The sequence below is a fragment of the Rhodomicrobium udaipurense JA643 genome (assembly GCF_000636015.1).
GTDB lineage: Bacteria > Pseudomonadota > Alphaproteobacteria > Rhizobiales > Rhodomicrobiaceae > Rhodomicrobium > Rhodomicrobium udaipurense.
Window position 1 is genome coordinate 12,346 of record NZ_JFZJ01000036.1, and the last position, 16,105, is coordinate 28,450.

Sequence of the window (16,105 nt, forward strand, 5' to 3'; positions counted from 1 at the left end):
TGTCTTTCTGGCGAGGTGGGCTCATGTCGTCCCGCCCGCCGCTTTGGATGTTGTCTTCTTCGCCGATGCTTTCGCTTTCGGCTTCTTGTCCGCCTCGTCGGCTTTGGCCGATTTCTCCTTCGCGGAGCTTTTCGCCTTGCCGTTAGCTGCGGCCTTTTTCGGTGCTGCGGTCTTCGCCTTCTTCGGCGCTTCCGCCTCATCGCCCGCATCGGCGGTCTTGGCCTTTGCGGGCTTCTTCTCTTTCGCAGGGGCCTTGGCGGATTTCGTCGGCTTGCCGCGTCCCTTCTTCCCGTCGCCTGCTTCGATGCGTGCCGCTATCAGCCGCACCGCCTCGTCAACGGTCACGTCTTGAGGCTCGGTTCCCTTCGGGATCGTCGCGTTGACCTTGCCCCACTTTATATAGGGACCGAAACGCCCGGCGAGAACTTCCATCTTGCCGCCTTTTTCCGGGTGCTCGCCCAGAACCTTGATCGGCTCGGTCTTCGGCGCGCGGCCCTTGCCGCCGGTGCCGCCTTCCGCGATCACGGTCACGGCGCGGTTGAGGCCGATGGTGAACACCTCCTCCGCGTCGATCTTCACATACTTTCCGTCATGCTCGACATAGGGACCGTAGCGGCCGAAGCCCGCCATGATGGTCTTCTGCGTCTCGGGATGCGGGCCAACCTCGCGCGGCAGCGCCAAAAGCTTCAGCGCATAGGCGAAGTCCACATCCGCGAGGCCCATGCCGCCCGGAATAGACGCGCGCTTCGGCTTCTCGCCGTCGCCGCCCTCACCGAGTTGGATATAAGGACCGAAGCGCCCGTTCTTCAGGCATACCGCAAGCCCCGTCTCGGGATCGTTGCCGAGCACAGTGTCGCCCGCCGGCGCGGCGCCGTCGCCATTGCCGTTCTCGCCCGTCTTGAGCTGGCGCGTGTAGCGGCATTCGGGGTAATTCGAGCAGCCGACGAACGCGCCGAACTTGCCTATCTTCAGCGACAATTGCCCCTGATTGCAGAGCGGGCACAGCCGCGGATCGCCGCCGTCTTCCTTTGCGGGGAAGATGTGCGGGCCGAGCAATTCGTTCAGCGCGTCGAGAACCTGCGTCACGCGCAGATCCTTGATGTCTGTCACCGCGCCGATGAAGTCCTGCCAGAACTCGCGCAGCAGCGCCTTCCAGTCGAGCTTGCCATCGGAAATCTGGTCGAGCCGGTCTTCGAGATAAGCCGTGAAGTCGTATTCCACGTAGCGCTTGAAGAACGCCTCAAGGAACGTGGTGACGAGCCGCCCCTTGTCCTCGGGGACGAGCCGTTTCTTTTCCAGCTTCACATATTCGCGTTCGCGGAGCACGGCCATCGTGCTCGCGTAGGTGGACGGGCGGCCGATGCCGAGGCGCTCCATCTCGCGAATGAGCGTCGCCTCGGTATAGCGCGGCGGCGGCTCGGTGAAGTGCTGTGCGGCGGTGACGCCCGAATCCTTCAGCGCCTCGCCCTGCTTCAGCGGGGGAAGGCGAGCGGAATCCTCGTCGTCGGTGTCGTCGCGGCCTTCCTCGTAGAGCCGCATGAAGCCGTCGAACTTCACGACGGAGCCGGTAGCCCGCACGCCATAGGGGACGCCGTCCTTGCCGGGCACGGAAATTTCCGCCGTAGTGCGTTCGATGTCGGCGCTCGCCATCTGACTCGCGACCGCGCGCTGCCAGATCAGCTTGTAGAGCCGCGCCTCTTCGGCCGAAAGGCCGCGCAGCTTGTCCGGCTGGCGGCCGAAGTCGGTCGGACGGATGGCTTCGTGCGCTTCCTGCGCGTTCTTCGCCTTTGTCTTGTAGATGCGCGGCGCACTCGGGACATAGCGCGCGCCGAACTGGCTCTCGATCTGACCGCGAGCCTGCGCAATCGCCTCGCCCACGATCTGCACGCCGTCCGTTCTCATATAAGTAATGAGACCGACCGTCTCGCCGCCGATGTCGATGCCCTCGTAAAGCTTCTGCGCAATCTGCATCGTCTGGCGCGGCGAAAGGCCGAGCTTGCGCGACGCTTCCTGTTGCAGCGACGAGGTGGTGAACGGCGGCGCCGGATTGCGCTTGTGGTCCTTCGCCTCGACGCTGTCCACGCGGTAGGATTGGCCCTTGATCGCGTCGCGGTAAGCGTGCGCCAGCGCCTCGTTCGGAATGTCGAACTTGTCGAGCTTCTTGCCGGCCCGCGCCACCAGTCGCGCCGTGAACGCGTCGCCGCCGCCATTCTTCAGCGCCGCTTCGACCGTCCAGTATTCGCGGGTTCGGAACGCCTCGATTTCGGCCTCGCGGTCGACGACGAGACGCAGCGCCACGGATTGCACGCGGCCCGCCGAGCGAGCGCCGGGCAGCTTGCGCCACAGCACCGGCGACAGGGTGAAACCGACGAGATAATCGAGAGCGCGGCGCGCCAGATAGGCATCGACCAGCGGCTCATCGATCTTGCGCGGGTTCTTCATCGCGGTGAGGATCGCGTCCTTCGTCACCGCGTTGAACGCCACGCGCTCCACCGACACGCCGTTCAGCGCGCGCTTCTGCTCCAGAATTTTCAGCAGGTGCCAGGAAATGGCTTCGCCTTCGCGATCCGGGTCGGTTGCGAGAATAAGGCGATCCGCACCCTTCACGGCCTTGGCGATTTCGTTGACGATCCGGTTGGAGTCGGCCTCCACCTCCCACGTCATTTCGAAGTCGTTATCCGGCAGGACGGAGCCGTCCTTCGCGGGCAGGTCTCGCACATGGCCGTACGACGCGATGACCTTGTAATCGGCCCCCAGATACTTGTTGATAGTTTTCGCCTTTGCGGCGCTTTCGACGATAACGATGTTCATTGAGATGCGATCTTGTTCATGAGGCCGTGGCCTGGAGGGCTTATCAGGTCGGCGGGAAATATCGATCCTTCAAGAGTAGAACAGCCGCACCATAACGGCGCACCCGATCCTCTCCGCTCTAACAATCAAGCCTGCGCGAGAGTTTTTCCTCGCCCTAACTCGCCGCGATGTCTTGCTTTTTGCCGGTGTCGACTACAGAGGACATTCCCTGCAAGTGCATGCCATTCCGAAGCCCTTCCCTTGGTCAGTCGCTTCCATCGCCTTCTCCAGGATTCGGATATCAAGCTTGTAATGCGCAACCGCGCTCGATAAATCAAGCCTGAAGCGTTCAGATGTCGGACACACGGCCCGTCACCCGGAGCGAAACCTGTATGAAAACCGATACAGCAAATCCCCGCCATGGCGCAGATCGGCACGCCATTGGCGACGATGGGCAAATGCGATATGATTGCTCGATGACCATAAGAGCTTTGCCGAAAGAGCCGCGAGATCGAACGACCCAGGCAGCAGAGGGAATGCTGCGTCGGCGCTTCACGCTCGACGAACTGGAGAAGATGACGGCCGCAGGCATCCTCGAAGAGGATGAGCGCATCGAGTTGATCGGCGGAGAGGTCGTGCCGATGCCCCCCAAGGGGAACCACCACGAGGTTCTGAAGGCGGCATTGAATTGGCATTGGGCGCGGCGAACGCCGGACCACCTGCGTTTCGTGCCGGAAACCACCTTGCGGCTCGCGTCCGACAGCTATCTTGAACCCGATTTCGTATTTTTCGACAAGGAAACGGGAATCGCGGGCCTGAACGCTGAAACGGCGCATCTCGTCGTGGAGATCGCAGACTCGAGCTACGCCTACGACATCGGGCGGAAGGCAGCGCTTTACGCGACGTTCGGCATCCCGGAGCTTTGGGTTATCCACGCCGTAAAGCTCGAAACGCGCATCCATCGCAAACCTTCGCCCGCAGGCTATCAGGCGACGAGCGACCTCTCGGCCGATCGCCGTCTAGTCCCGGCTTTCTGCGAGCATCTCGCGGTTACGCTCGGCGACCTCGACCTGCGATAGAGCTTCTGCCTGCCCTCAGACAAGCGCGGCGGCTTCCTCGATGGCGACATAAACCGCGTCGAGTTCGCTTGGCGTCGTGCAATAGGGCGGCATGATGTAGACCGTGTTGCCGAGCGGCCGCAGCAGCAGCCCGCGCGACAGGAAAAACTCCATCAGCTTCGGCGCGATGCCCGCGAGATAACCCGCGTCCTTCACGCGGAGGTCCATGGCCGCGATGGTGCCAAGACTGCGCGCGTCGGCAAATTTGGGATGCCCCTTGAGCCGCGCCACGCGCTCCGTCTGCGCCACGACGAGGCCAGCGATGCGCTCGCGCACAGGCTCATCGCGCCAGACGCGCAGATTCGCGGCGGCGGCGGCGCAAGCGATGGGGTTCGCCGTGAACGAACTCGAATGGAAGAACATCCGCGCGCGGTCCGGCGAATAATGCGCCTCGAAGATTTCGTGCGTGGCCAGCGTCACAGCCAGCGGGATGACGCCGCCCGTCAGCCCTTTCGCGAGGCACATGATGTCCGGCGCGATGCCCGCCTGCTCGCACGCGAATAGCGTGCCGGTGCGGCCGAAGCCCGTCATCACCTCGTCCGCGATAAACAGCACGCCATATGCCTTCGCGATGCGGTGAAGCTCGCGCAGGGCTTCGGGCGTATAAAAGAGCATGCCGCCGGAGCCGAGGATCAGCGGCTCCACGATGATCGCGGCGGGCGGATCGCGGCGGCACACGGCCTCGAACGCGTCGAACGCCTCCTGCTCGCGGCCCGGCGCGGGGTAGGGGATGCGCTCCACCTCGAACAGCAGCGGCCCGTATGGATCGTTGAACACGCCGCGCGCGCCCACCGACATGCAGCCGATGGTGTCGCCGTGATAGGCGTGCTCCAGCGCTACGACGCGCGTCCGCTTCTCGCCGCGATGGACGAAGAAGCCGAGCGCCATCTTCAGCGCAACCTCAACCGCGGTCGAGCCGCTATCCGAGAAAAAGACGTGCGCCAGCCCGTCCGGCGCGATTTCGACGAGCCGCCGCGCCACTTCCTCCGCCGGTTCGTGCGTGAAACCCGCGAAAATGAGCTGATCGAGCACACCCGCTTGCGCGCGGATCGCCTCCACGATGCGCGGATGATTATGCCCGTGCGTGATGACCCACCACGACGCGATGCCGTCATAGATGCGGCGGCCATCCTCGGTTTCGAGCCATGCGCCCTCGCTCCGCGCGATCTTCGTCATGACGGGCTGAAGCGCGTGTTGCGTGAAGGGGTGCCAGACCGGCGATTGCGATGTCATGTCATGCTCCTTGCGAGCGCGGCGGCAGTTCGGGGCCATTCGCGCTCATTCGGCTATCGGCGGCTTGCGGCGCGCGCTTCCTTCGCGACGGTGAGCAGAAAGCGCGCGGCGATATCCTCGGCAAGCGCGGACTTCAGGCGCGTGTCGCGCAGCGCGGCATTGAGGTCGCCAAGTCGCGCCGCCAACGCAGGCACCGTCCATTTGCGCACCTGCGCCGCGAGCGCATCCTGTTGTTTGAAAAACACCGGCGGGCGCAGTTCCTTGATGGCCTGCATCGGCGAAGCGCCCGCATCGACGGCGGCGCGCAGCGCGTGCAGACGGAGCAGGCTCGACGCGAGCACCACGAACACGGGCGACACATTCGCCTCCGCCGCCATATAGCGCTCGAACGCGAGGATCGCCTTGCGGCCGTCGCCGTCGAGCGCCGCGTCCACGATGTCAGACAGACCAGCGGTCTGCTGATCGTTCAGGCAGTCCTCAACCTGCGCGGCGGTAATGCGGCGATCTTCTCCGGCATAGGTGATGAGTTTCTCGGTTTCGGCGCGCGCGAGCAACGCCGAACAATCGCAGCGCGCCGCCACGAGCGCCGCCGCTTCGCCATCGATCTCGTAACCGGCCTCGGCCGCCTGATGGCGGATACCGGCGACGACGCTGTCGCGGTCTTCGCCATAGCACGCGATCGCCGCGAGATACGCCGCTGCCTCGAAGCTTTGCGCAAGCTTGTGGCTCTTCTTCATATCCGGCGCTTGCGCAATCAGGAAGGCGCCGTCGAAAGGCCGCGCGATGGCATCCTGCACAATCGCCTGCGCCTTGGCGGGAAGCGACGTCAGCCAGACGATGCGGGTTCCGCCGAACAGCGAACGCGTGGTCAGTTCCACGATGACGCGGTCCGGATCGGCGGCGAGGTCGGTGTCGTGCAAGCGGGCGAGTTCGGCGTCGGGACCGAGCTTTTTCAGAAGCGCGCGGCTGAGGGCTTCGGCACGCGCGGCGATCTGGAGCGCGTCCGAGCCGTAGAACAGGAAGCCGCCTATCGCGGGCGGCGGAGCGGCGAGGAATTTGGTGAGCGATGCGGCGCCTGGCGCGACCATGGCAAACTTCTGGCCCGGTTAGAGACGAGCTTCAGCCGCCCGAATTTGCGCCGAGCCTGCGCGTTGGTCAACCCGCTTGGGCGAACAACGCGCGCCGGTGCAGTGCCTACGCCTACGCGTCGCGCGAGAGATAAGCTGCGAGGCGCGTTTTCAGCGTATCCGCGAGCGTGCGCGCTGCGCGGTTCTGCGCGTTGAGCGCGGCGCGTGTGTCGCCATAGATCGAGCCCGCGTTACCCGTCGAACCCGCAAGGTCGTACGCCGCTTCGGACGTGCTCGCGCCCTTGAACACGGTTTCATTATCCGCGAGGCGAACGAGGCGGAACTCGGCGTCGAGCTGCAAGATGCGGCCTGTCGGATTTCCCGCCTGCGTCACGAGCGTGTTGCGATAGCTTTCGCGCAGCGCGATGTCGAGGCGGTAGACGGGCGGAAGCGTGCCTCCGCCTCCGGTCGTTCCGAAGAGAAGCTCGTTGCGAAGTTTCTGGCCTGTGCGGCTCGAAATTGCGGCGATCTCGACGCGCTTCATCATCTCGGTGAGGTCGTGCCCACCGGCAGTCGGCGTTCCATACATCGGATGAAACCCGCACCCGGCTGAACCGAAAGCGAGGAAACCCGCGATCACGGCAAGCCCTGCCCCCCTGCGAAGCCGATTGCCGTTCTTCGAGATTTCAAGCCACGACATTGACAATCCTTTCGGGAACCACGATCACCTTTTTGATCGGCCTACCGTCCACTGCCCGGGTGACGCTTTCGAGGCGAAGCGCCGCCGCTTCAAGGTCCGCGCGATCCGCGTTGCGGGGCACGACGATCTCGTCACGGCGTTTCCCGTTCACCTGTACGGCAATGGTTACGGTATCGTCAACGAGCAAGCTTCGCTCAACCTCCGGCCAAGGTTCGTTTGCGAGAAGCGTGTTGTAGCCAAGCAGCGAAAAGCCCTCTTCGGCGAGATGCGGCATGATCGGATTGATCATATGCACGAAGAAGAGGCTCGCCTCGCGCAGCGCGAAGCCGAAGCTCTCATCTCCCACCGCGCTCTTGTCCTGAAGCGCGGCCTGCAACGCATTCACGAACTCGTAGACCGCCGCGATGGCACGGTTGAAGCGCAGCCCCTCGATCTCCTCCGCGACGGCGGCGAGGCCCTTGTGCGCGGCGCGACGCAAGCCTTGCGCAGGCGCGGAGAACGTAGCGGGCGCCTTCGCATCGGCCTCCGCAAGCCTCGGCTCCGCCTCGTTCAGAAGCCGCCAGACGCGCTGTGTGAACCGCCACGCGCCCTGCACGCCTTCCTCGGTCCAGACGACATCGCGCTCCGGCGGGCTGTCGGACAGCACGAACCAGCGCGCGACATCCGCGCCGTAATGCTGCGTGAAGACGTCGGGATCAATGGTGTTCTTCTTGGACTTCGACATCTTTTCGATGCTGCCGATGCTGATCGGCTCTTGACCGCCGTCGAGACGGAACGCCTTGCGCGCGCCGTTCTCGGTTTCGATCTTGACCTCGTCGGGGGCGAGCCAGTTCTGCTTCTCGTCGAAATAGGTCTCGTGCAGCACCATGCCTTGCGTGAATAGCGCATTGAACGGCTCAGCAAGGCCAAGATAGCCGCAATCCTTCATCGCGCGCGTGAAGAACCGCGCATAGAGAAGATGCAGGATCGCGTGCTCCACGCCGCCGATATACTGATCGACGGGCAGCCAATAGTCCGCCTGCGCGCTTTCCACCGGCTCGGCGGCATTCGGCGCGGTGAAGCGCGCGAAGTACCACGAACTATCCACGAAGGTGTCGAACGTATCCGTTTCGCGCGTCGCCTTGCCGCCACAGGTCGGGCACTTGACGTGCTTCCACGTGGGATGATGATCCAGCGGGTTGCCGGGCTTGTCGAAGGAAACGTCGTCCGGCAGGCGCACCGGCAGATCCGCGTCCGGCACCGGCACGACGCCGCACTTTTCGCAATGGATGACGGGGATCGGACAGCCCCAGTAGCGCTGGCGCGACACGCCCCAGTCGCGAAGCCGGAAGCTGGTCTTCTTCTCGCCCATGTTGCGCTTGGCGAGACGCTGGGCGACTTCCTCCTTCGCTTCCTCCACGGACATGCCGTTGAGGAAGGAGGAGTTTTGCAGCCGCCCCGGCCCGGTATAAGGCTCGTCGCCGACCTTGAACTCGGCCGGGTCGGCGTCGTCCGGAATGACGACGGCCTTCACCTTGAGATTATATTTCCGCGCGAAGTCGAGGTCGCGCTGGTCGTGCGCGGGGCAGCCGAAGATCGCGCCCGTGCCGTAATCCATCAGGATGAAGTTCGCGACATAGACTGGCAGCTTGGTGGTGGAGCGGAACGGATGCGCCGCCACGATGCCGGTGTCGTAGCCCTTCTTCTCCGCGCGGTCGATGTCCTCCTGCGCGGTGCCGATGCGCCGACAATCCTCGATGAAATCAGCGAGATTCGGATCGGTCTTCGCGAGTTCCTTCGCGAGCGGATGCTCGGGCGAGATGCCGATGAAGCTCGCGCCGAAGATCGTGTCGGGCCGCGTGGTGAACACCTGCACGCTTCCGAAATCGGCGGGCGCCTTTTCGCCGGACAGGTTGAAGCGCATGAGCAAGCCCTGGCTCTTGCCGATCCAGTTCCGCTGCATAAGGCGCACCTTGTCGGGCCACTTGTCGAGCGTGTCGAGGCCATCGAGCAAATCGTCGGCGTAGTGCGTGATCTTGAAGAACCACTGCGCCAGCTCTTTCTGCTCGACGAGCGCGCCAGAGCGCCAGCCGCGGCCGTCGATAACCTGCTCGTTCGCGAGCACGGTGTGATCGACCGGGTCCCAGTTCACCTTGCTCTTCTTGCGGTAGACGAGCCCCTTCTCGCGGAAGGCGAGAAAGATGCGCTGCTGCTGATGGTAATATTCTGGGTCGCAGGTGGCGAATTCGCGCGTCCAGTCGAGCGACAGGCCGATGCGCTTCAACTGCGTGCGCATGGCTTCGATGTTCTCGTAGGTCCATTCGCGCGGGTTGATGCCCTTCTGGATGGCGGCGTTCTCCGCCGGGAGGCCGAACGCGTCCCACCCGAAGGGATGCAGCACGTTGAAGCCCCGCGCCCGCTTGTAGCGCGCCACGACATCGCCCATCGTGTAGTTGCGGACGTGGCCCACATGGATGCGGCCGGACGGGTAGGGGAACATCTCCAGCACGTAATATTTAGGCCTGGAGCGATCGGTGGAGGTGAGAAAAGTCTGTTGCTCTTCCCAAATCCCCTGCCAATGTTTCTCGCGCTCCGGCGCGTTGTAGCGTTCCTGTGCCATGGGTCATGTTCCTCGCGCGAAAGCGCGGCAAAAAGGTTTGCGTGATATGAAGTTGAAAGGGAGCCTCGGTCAAGAGAAGCGGACGACATGAGCACAGACGATCAACCGTTCAATTCCTGCGCCGTTGAAGACGCATATCTTTCGATCCGCGAGCGCGTGTGGCGCGCGGCGCAAAATGCGGGGCGCGATCCGGCTTCAGTGAAGCTCGTGGCGGTGACGAAAACCTTCGACGCCGAACATATCCGGCCGGTTCTCCGGCAGGGCCACGTTCTCTTCGGCGAAAATCGCATACAGGAAGCGATGCGGAAATGGCCACCGCTGCGTGAAGAATTTCCGCGCGCGGAGTTGCACGTCATCGGCCCGATCCAGACGAACAAGGCGCGCGAGGCGGTGGCGTTCTTCGATTGTATCGAGACGGTTGACCGGCCGAAGCTAGCGGCGGCGCTGGCGCAGGAAATCCAGAAGCAGGGGCGCGCACCGAAGCTGTTCGTGCAGGTCAATATCGGCGAGGAGCCACAGAAGGCGGGTGTCGCGCCGGACGAAGCGGCCGCGTTCGTGCGCCAGTGCGAGCGCGAGTTCGGCCTTTCCATCGCGGGGCTGATGTGCATTCCGCCGTTCGACGACGATCCGGTGCCCTATTTCGACAAGATGGCGGCGCTGCGGAAGGAACTCGGGCTTCTCGATCTCAGCATGGGCATGAGCGGCGACTTCGAAGCCGCCATCGCGGCGGGCGCGACGCTTGTGCGCGTCGGCTCCGCGATTTTCGGCGTGCGGTGAGCACGGAAGCGTCAGATCAACACCGCCGCCGGATGAGACGATTTAACTGCGGATAATTCAAAACGCGCCTTCGGCTGCCCGGTTTTGGTTGCCGCGCTCGCTTGCAATTTCGTCGAAGTCGGGCAGAACCCTTTCGCGAATTTCGTCCTTGCGCTTGTCCTTCGAGCTGCGCGGTCCCTCACCGAGATCGATGTAGCCCGCAGTAACCGTCCGGCGTATCGTCGCCTCGGAAGCGTCCGCAGACGTCGTCGAAACCCATTTCACGGCGGTGAACGTGCTGACTGAGCCCGAGCCCATCTGGAAGTAATCCCACCAGCTCTTGGTCCACTCCTTGATCATCTTTTCGATCTCGGCGTTTTCCTGCGCCGTAGCTGCGGACGCGGTATCGTCGGTGAGGATATCAGTCAGCGTTTCCGCCACCGCTTGCTGCGTCTCATCGCTTGAGAGGGTCTGCGGCGTTTGATCGGTCAGAATGTCGGTCAGTGCCGCCTTGACTTCTTCCTGCGTTTCTTCGTCGGCCGCAGCTGTGATGGCAGGCTCGGAGAACAGATCCTGCACCGCAACCTCAACCTTCTGCTCCGTTTCGGCGTCATCCGACGTTTCGGCCGAAGACTTAAAGAACAACGATTCGAAAACGGCCTCTGTCCCGGAGTTGTCACTCTCCGGGTTCGAGGAAACGGCCGCCGAGGCAACCCCGCCAACCAGGTCCACCATGAAAATCCTCCAAAGTTCGCAAAGCGCGTCAATGGAAGAAATTTAAAGCCATCGTGCTGACGAAAAGCTGTCGCATTTAATCTTCGGCAATTTTTTGCGCTGTTTTAGTGCAGCGGCGATTTGTCGACTTTGCCCAGTGCCATATCCTCAAGCAGCGCGAGCGGCAAAGCTAGCGCCCCCTCATGCTTCGGCGCTTCAAGAAAGCCGGCGGGCACGGGCGCGGGGTCCGGCAGAAGGTCCGAAACCTCCTCAGCGCGGGCCGAGAAAAACACATCGTCGATCTGCGCCAAAAACACTTCGCATGCGGTGCGCAATTCAAACAGCGCCGTCCGGCCGCCCACGAGATATGATCCGCCGTGAATGGGCTGGTGCGCGCTGCGCGGATCCGGCTGACGCAGAGACAGGAAGCGCGAGAGCGAGCCGCCGCCGTTGAACATGCGCTGCGCGTCGCGGACGAACTCAGCCTGCAACGCCTCGCAAGCGGACGTGGCCTCCAGCATCTGTTCGATTTCGTCCTGAAAATCGGGCGCGATCTTGCGCAGTTCCGAAGCCCAGTTCCGCGCGCGCATCATCTTCATAAGCATCAGCGCTTCGCGTTCTTGGAAGGTTTTGCAACCTTCGCGGAAACGGCCGAGCCGGGCGGCGATTTCCGCGTGCCCGGCTCCTTTGACGTCGGCTTTGGGAAGCGCGGTTCTTTCGAAGAACCATGCGTCGCTGATTGCCGATTTCAGCGCATCCTTGAGGAGATACACGATCGTATAGATGTCGTGATCTTGCGGCTGGTTGATCGTCCAGAGCGCCATCGTTGCGTTCAGCCCTTGGCTAAGTCCGAGGCGATCATCCAGAGGTCTGCGCGAGAATCCGCGCAAACCCTCCGAACGCTATGGCAGCCTTATGAGCATCCCGTCGTGCCGCCGCAGGTATCGCACTTCAGACAAGTTCCGTTGCGCACGAGAGTGAAGTTGCCGCATGTGCCGCAGGCTTCGCCCTCGTAACCCTTCGCGCGCGCTTCCGCGAGCAAGTCGGCCTTACCGGGCCTTGCTCCGAGCGGTACTGTCTGATGGGAATGGTTCAACGCGGCACTTGCCCCATCGCGCGCGTTTACATCGAAAGAACCCAGCGGAGACTGATCTTCATCTTCCGGACGCAGGGCATAAGCGAGGGCGCCATGTGTTTCATACGAACCAGCGCCACCGATTCGCTCATTCTTAGGCTGATCCTGAACTATGACAACTTTGTGGTGAAGTCCGCGTGTGAGACCCTTCGACACATAACGATCCGCATAGATCACGGGGTTTGTCGCCGCCGCGGCCTTCTGACCCGGCCGGTCGTCCGCCACGCCGCCGCCCATTACGGTCGCGCCGATCTGAGACGGGTCGACATGGGCGAGATCGTTGCGGCCGAGATAGGACACAGCCAGTTCGCGGAAGATGTAATCGAGGATCGACGTCGCGTTCTTGATCGCCTCGTTGCCCTGCACAAAGCCCGCCGGTTCGAAGCGCGTGAAAGTGAACGCCTCCACGAATTCGTCGAGCGGCACGCCATATTGGAGGCCGAGGCTGATCGCGATGGCGAAGTTGTTCATCAAGCTGCGGAAGGCCGCGCCTTCCTTGTGCATGTCAATGAAGATTTCACCGAGGCGGCCATCCTCAAACTCGCCCGTGCGCAGGTAGACCTTGTGCCCACCGACGACAGCTTTTTGCGTATAGCCCTTGCGGCGGTTCGGCAGTTTCTCGCGCTCGGCCTTGAGGCGGACGCGCTCGATGATACGCTCGATCACGCGCTCCGCCACGATCTGCGCACGACGGCCTTGCGGTGCGGCGAGAAGCGCTTCGGCAGCGTCATCGGCATCCGCATCATTGTCGGCGAGAAGCTGCGCGGACAGAGGCTGCGAAAGCTTGGAGCCGTCGCGGTAGAGCGCATTCGCCTTCAGCGCGAGCTTCCACGACAGCATGTAGGCTTCGCGGCAATCGGCGATGCTGGCGGAGTTCGGCATGTTGATCGTCTTCGAGATCGCGCCGGAGATGAACGGCTGCGCCGCCGCCATCATGCGGATGTGGCTCTGCCACGAGAGCGCGCGCTTGCCCTTCTTGCCGCACGGGTTCGCGCAATCGAACACGGGCAGATGCTCGGGCTTGAGGCCGGGCGCGCCTTCGAGCGTCATCGTGCCGCAAACATACTCGTTCGCCGCATCGATTTCCGCCCTCGGGAAGCCGATCGCCGCAAGAAGATCGAAGCTTGGCGCGGCCATCTGCTCATCGGTGAGCTTCAGCACGCCCTTGCAGAAATCGTCGCCGAGCGTCCACTTGTTGAAGACGAACTTGATATCGAACGCGGCGCCGAGGCCGGCTTCCACCGCCGCGATCTTCTCCGGCGTAAATCCCTTTGCGGCGAGCGTCTTGTGGTTGATGTGCGGCGCCGTTGCGAGCGTGCCGCGTCCGACCGCATAGGCGATGATCGCGTCGATCTGTGTCTGCGTGTAACCGAGGTTCCGCAGCGCTTCCGGCACGGCGCGGTTGATGATCTTGAAGTAGCCGCCGCCCGAAAGCTTCTTGAACTTCACGAGCGCGAAGTCCGGCTCGATGCCCGTCGTGTCGCAGTCCATCACGAGGCCGATGGTGCCCGTCGGCGCGATGACCGAGACCTGCGCATTGCGGAAGCCGTGCATCTGGCCGAGCGAGATCACTTCGTCCCATACTTCGCGAGCGACTGTAACGAGATCGGTCTGCGGGCAGACGCCATCCTTCAGCGGAACGGGGCTTGTGGAAAGCAGCTCATAGCCGTTGTCGCGCCCGTAGGCCGCGCGGCGATGGTTCTTCATCACGCGCAGCATGTGGGCGGCATTCGGCTCGTAACCAGCGAACGCGCCGAGTTCCTTCGCCATCTCCGCCGACGTGGCATAGCTGACGCCCGTCATCAGCGCGGACACCGCAGCCGCGACCGCGCGGCCTTTGTCCGAGTCGTAGCCCAGGCCGGAGACCATGAGGAGCCCGCCCAGGTTCGCGTAACCGAGGCCGAGGGTGCGGAAGTCATACGAGAGCTGCGCGATTTCCTTCGACGGGAACTGCGCCATCGTCACGGAGATTTCGAGCACCACCGTCCACAGGCGGCACGCATGTGCAAAGGCTTCCGCATCGACGAGGCGACCTTCGCCGTCTTGCGGGCGGAACGACAGCAGGTTCAGCGACGCGAGATTGCAGGCCGTGTCGTCAAGGAACATGTATTCCGAGCACGGGTTCGACGCGCGGATCGGGCCGCTCGCCGGGCAGGTGTGCCAATCGTTGATCGTGGTGTGGAACTGTATGCCCGGATCGGCGCTGGCCCAGGCCGCCTCCGAGATCTGATCCATCAGCGCGCGCGCCTTCAGCGTCTTAACGGCTTTGTCCGTGGTGCGCGACATCAGGTGCCAATCGCTGTCGACTTCGACCGCGCGCAGGAACGAATCATCAACACGAACGGTGTTGTTCGAGTTCTGGCCGCCAACGGTGCGGTAGGCCTCGCCTTCCCAGTCGGTGTCGAAGCTCGGGAACTCGATGGACTTGAAGCCCTGCCGCGCGAAGTGGATCACGCGCTGGATGTAGGCGTCGGGCACGAAGGCCGCGCGCGCTGCCTTGATCTCGCGCTTCAACGCGACATTCTTCAAAGGATCGAAGCAATCTTCGCCGTGGCCTTCGCAGTTCACGCAGGCGCGCATGATGGCCGCGAGGTGCTTCGCGCAAATCTTCGAGCCCGCGACGAGCGCCGCCACCTTCTGTTCTTCCAGCACTTTCCAGTTGATGAACGCCTCGATATCCGGGTGGTCGGCATCGACGATGACCATTTTTGCGGCGCGGCGCGTGGTGCCGCCGGACTTGATCGCGCCCGCGGCCTTGTCGCCGATCTTGAGGAAGCTCATGAGGCCGGACGACTTGCCGCCGCCGGAGAGGCGCTCGCCCTCGCTGCGGAGCCGCGAGAAGTTCGAGCCGGTGCCGGAGCCGTATTTGAACAGACGCGCTTCACGCACCCACAGATCCATGATGCCGTTTTCGTTGACGAGATCGTCTTCGACCGACTGGATGAAGCAGGCGTGCGGCTGCGGGTGCTCATAGGCGCTGGCGGAGCGGACGAGTTCGCCTGTCTTGAAATCCACGTAATAGTGGCCCTGGCCGGGGCCATCGATGCCGTAGGCCCAATGCAGGCCGGTGTTGAACCATTGCGGGCTGTTCGGCGCGGCCATCTGCATCGCGAGCATGTAGCAAAGCTCGTCGTGGAACGTGCGGGCGTCCTCCTCCGACGAGAAATAGCCGCCCTTCCAGCCCCAGTAGGTCCACGCGCCCACCATGCGGTCGAACACCTGACGTGCGTCCGTTTCGGGTCCGAAGCGCTCGGCCTCAGGAAGCGCGGCAAGCGCCTGCTGGTCGGGCACGGAGCGCCACAGCCACGACGGCACGCTGTTTTCCTCGACGCGCTTCAGCCGCGCGGGCACGCCGGCCTTGCGGAAATATTTCTGCGCGATGATGTCGGCGGCCACCTGGCTCCACTGTTCCGGCACGAAGAAGCCTTCGAGCTGGAAAATCATTTTTCCATCCGGATTTTTCAGTTCGCTCGTCGTCTGCCGGAACTGAATCGTCTCATAGGGAGACTGCCCGCTCGTGGTGAATCGCCGTTCGATCCGCATGGATTCTCCTGCCCGGCGCATCATCGCGCCTGCCCGCTTTGTTCAGTGATTTTTTGGTGGACGCAGAACACGACGCAGACGCAACAGACCCACCCTCTGACGAGAGGGCGCACGCCAGCGCATCCGGAAAACGGATGGCCGAAACAACCTGGATTGGAAGACATGTGCCGATTGAGGATGATTGCCGCCGCGTCCTCCTTGAAGGGCGCTCCCCGCAGCGGCTCGCCCATATTTAGGTGATTCGCGCCAATCGGGCTGTCACTTCGCCGCAACAAACGCACAAAAGCTTGGGGGTTGCGTTGACAGGGGCGCTACATGTTGTGTCGATCCTGTTCAAAAGCCGTGCACGGGTTGCATTTGCCTGTTGACAAGCAGGGGACAGGCTGTGGGTTGATTTGGGCAGCACGGACGCTTTCGGCCGCTCGATAAGCGCTTGCCGAAGCGGGCTGA

The 16,105-nt window shown here is 63.1% G+C and carries 10 protein-coding genes; 2 read left to right on the forward strand and 8 right to left on the reverse strand.

Annotated elements, in window-relative coordinates; all coding sequences use genetic code 11:
* Nucleotides 1–21 precede the first annotated feature (21 nt).
* A complete protein-coding gene (gene topA / locus T281_RS07470) occupies nucleotides 22–2,811 on the reverse strand; it encodes a type I DNA topoisomerase (RefSeq protein ID WP_037236659.1) in 2,790 nt (929 codons plus the stop codon).
* A gap of 515 nt (nucleotides 2,812–3,326) precedes the next feature.
* On the opposite strand from topA, the gene T281_RS07475 reads away from it, so the two are divergent.
* Complete coding sequence (locus T281_RS07475; RefSeq protein WP_037236660.1) at nucleotides 3,327–3,869, forward strand: Uma2 family endonuclease; 543 nt, start codon at nucleotides 3,327–3,329, stop codon at nucleotides 3,867–3,869.
* A gap of 15 nt (nucleotides 3,870–3,884) precedes the next feature.
* On the opposite strand, the gene T281_RS07480 is transcribed toward T281_RS07475, so the two are convergent.
* The 4 genes from T281_RS07480 to leuS form a co-directional block, all read right to left on the reverse strand.
* Nucleotides 3,885–5,141 (reverse strand): adenosylmethionine--8-amino-7-oxononanoate transaminase, encoded by a 1,257-nt coding sequence (locus T281_RS07480; RefSeq protein ID WP_037236684.1) that lies wholly within the window; start codon nucleotides 5,139–5,141, stop codon nucleotides 3,885–3,887.
* Between the two features lie 53 nt (nucleotides 5,142–5,194).
* Nucleotides 5,195–6,229, reverse strand: coding sequence for a DNA polymerase III subunit delta (holA, locus tag T281_RS07485; protein ID WP_037236661.1), 1,035 nt, complete (start codon nucleotides 6,227–6,229; stop codon nucleotides 5,195–5,197).
* 112 nt (nucleotides 6,230–6,341) lie between these two features.
* Entirely contained in the window at nucleotides 6,342–6,908 is a 567-nt protein-coding gene (locus T281_RS07490; RefSeq protein ID WP_052037230.1) for a hypothetical protein, read from the reverse strand.
* Nucleotides 6,895–9,507, reverse strand: coding sequence for a leucine--tRNA ligase (leuS, locus tag T281_RS07495; RefSeq protein ID WP_037236662.1), 2,613 nt, complete (start codon nucleotides 9,505–9,507; stop codon nucleotides 6,895–6,897). Before leuS ends, T281_RS07490 begins: the two co-directional genes overlap by 14 nt.
* A gap of 87 nt (nucleotides 9,508–9,594) precedes the next feature.
* Between leuS and T281_RS07500 the strand changes: the two genes are divergently transcribed.
* On the forward strand, nucleotides 9,595–10,284 hold the full coding sequence (locus T281_RS07500; RefSeq protein WP_052037231.1) for a YggS family pyridoxal phosphate-dependent enzyme: 690 nt from the start codon (nucleotides 9,595–9,597) through the stop codon (nucleotides 10,282–10,284).
* Nucleotides 10,285–10,341: 57 nt separating this feature from the next.
* Here T281_RS07500 and T281_RS07505 read toward each other — a convergent pair whose 3' ends face one another.
* The 3 genes from T281_RS07505 to T281_RS07515 all read right to left on the reverse strand — a co-directional run bounded on the left by T281_RS07505 (nucleotide 10,342) and on the right by T281_RS07515 (nucleotide 15,655).
* Entirely contained in the window at nucleotides 10,342–10,998 is a 657-nt protein-coding gene (locus T281_RS07505) for a hypothetical protein (RefSeq protein ID WP_037236663.1), read from the reverse strand.
* Nucleotides 10,999–11,102: 104 nt separating this feature from the next.
* A complete protein-coding gene (locus tag T281_RS07510) occupies nucleotides 11,103–11,801 on the reverse strand; it encodes a hypothetical protein (RefSeq protein ID WP_037236664.1) in 699 nt (232 codons plus the stop codon).
* Nucleotides 11,802–11,890: 89 nt separating this feature from the next.
* A complete protein-coding gene (locus tag T281_RS07515; protein ID WP_037236673.1) occupies nucleotides 11,891–15,655 on the reverse strand; it encodes a vitamin B12-dependent ribonucleotide reductase in 3,765 nt (1,254 codons plus the stop codon).
* Nucleotides 15,656–16,105: the final 450 nt, after the last annotated feature.

Excerpts from the sequence above, each read along its gene's own strand:
- T281_RS07515 (WP_037236673.1), bottom strand. The coding sequence starts at position 15,655 with ATGCGGATCGAACGGCGATTCACCACGAGCGGGCAGTCTCCCTATGAG.
- leuS (WP_037236662.1), bottom strand. The coding sequence starts at position 9,507 with ATGGCACAGGAACGCTACAACGCGCCGGAGCGCGAGAAACATTGGCAG.
- topA (WP_037236659.1), bottom strand. The coding sequence starts at position 2,811 with ATGAACATCGTTATCGTCGAAAGCGCCGCAAAGGCGAAAACTATCAAC.
- T281_RS07505 (WP_037236663.1), bottom strand. The coding sequence starts at position 10,998 with ATGGTGGACCTGGTTGGCGGGGTTGCCTCGGCGGCCGTTTCCTCGAAC.
- T281_RS07510 (WP_037236664.1), bottom strand. The coding sequence starts at position 11,801 with ATGGCGCTCTGGACGATCAACCAGCCGCAAGATCACGACATCTATACG.
- holA (WP_037236661.1), bottom strand. The coding sequence starts at position 6,229 with ATGGTCGCGCCAGGCGCCGCATCGCTCACCAAATTCCTCGCCGCTCCG.
- T281_RS07480 (WP_037236684.1), bottom strand. The coding sequence starts at position 5,141 with ATGACATCGCAATCGCCGGTCTGGCACCCCTTCACGCAACACGCGCTT.
- T281_RS07500 (WP_052037231.1), top strand. The coding sequence starts at position 9,595 with ATGAGCACAGACGATCAACCGTTCAATTCCTGCGCCGTTGAAGACGCA.
- T281_RS07475 (WP_037236660.1), top strand. The coding sequence starts at position 3,327 with ATGCTGCGTCGGCGCTTCACGCTCGACGAACTGGAGAAGATGACGGCC.
- T281_RS07490 (WP_052037230.1), bottom strand. The coding sequence starts at position 6,908 with ATGTCGTGGCTTGAAATCTCGAAGAACGGCAATCGGCTTCGCAGGGGG.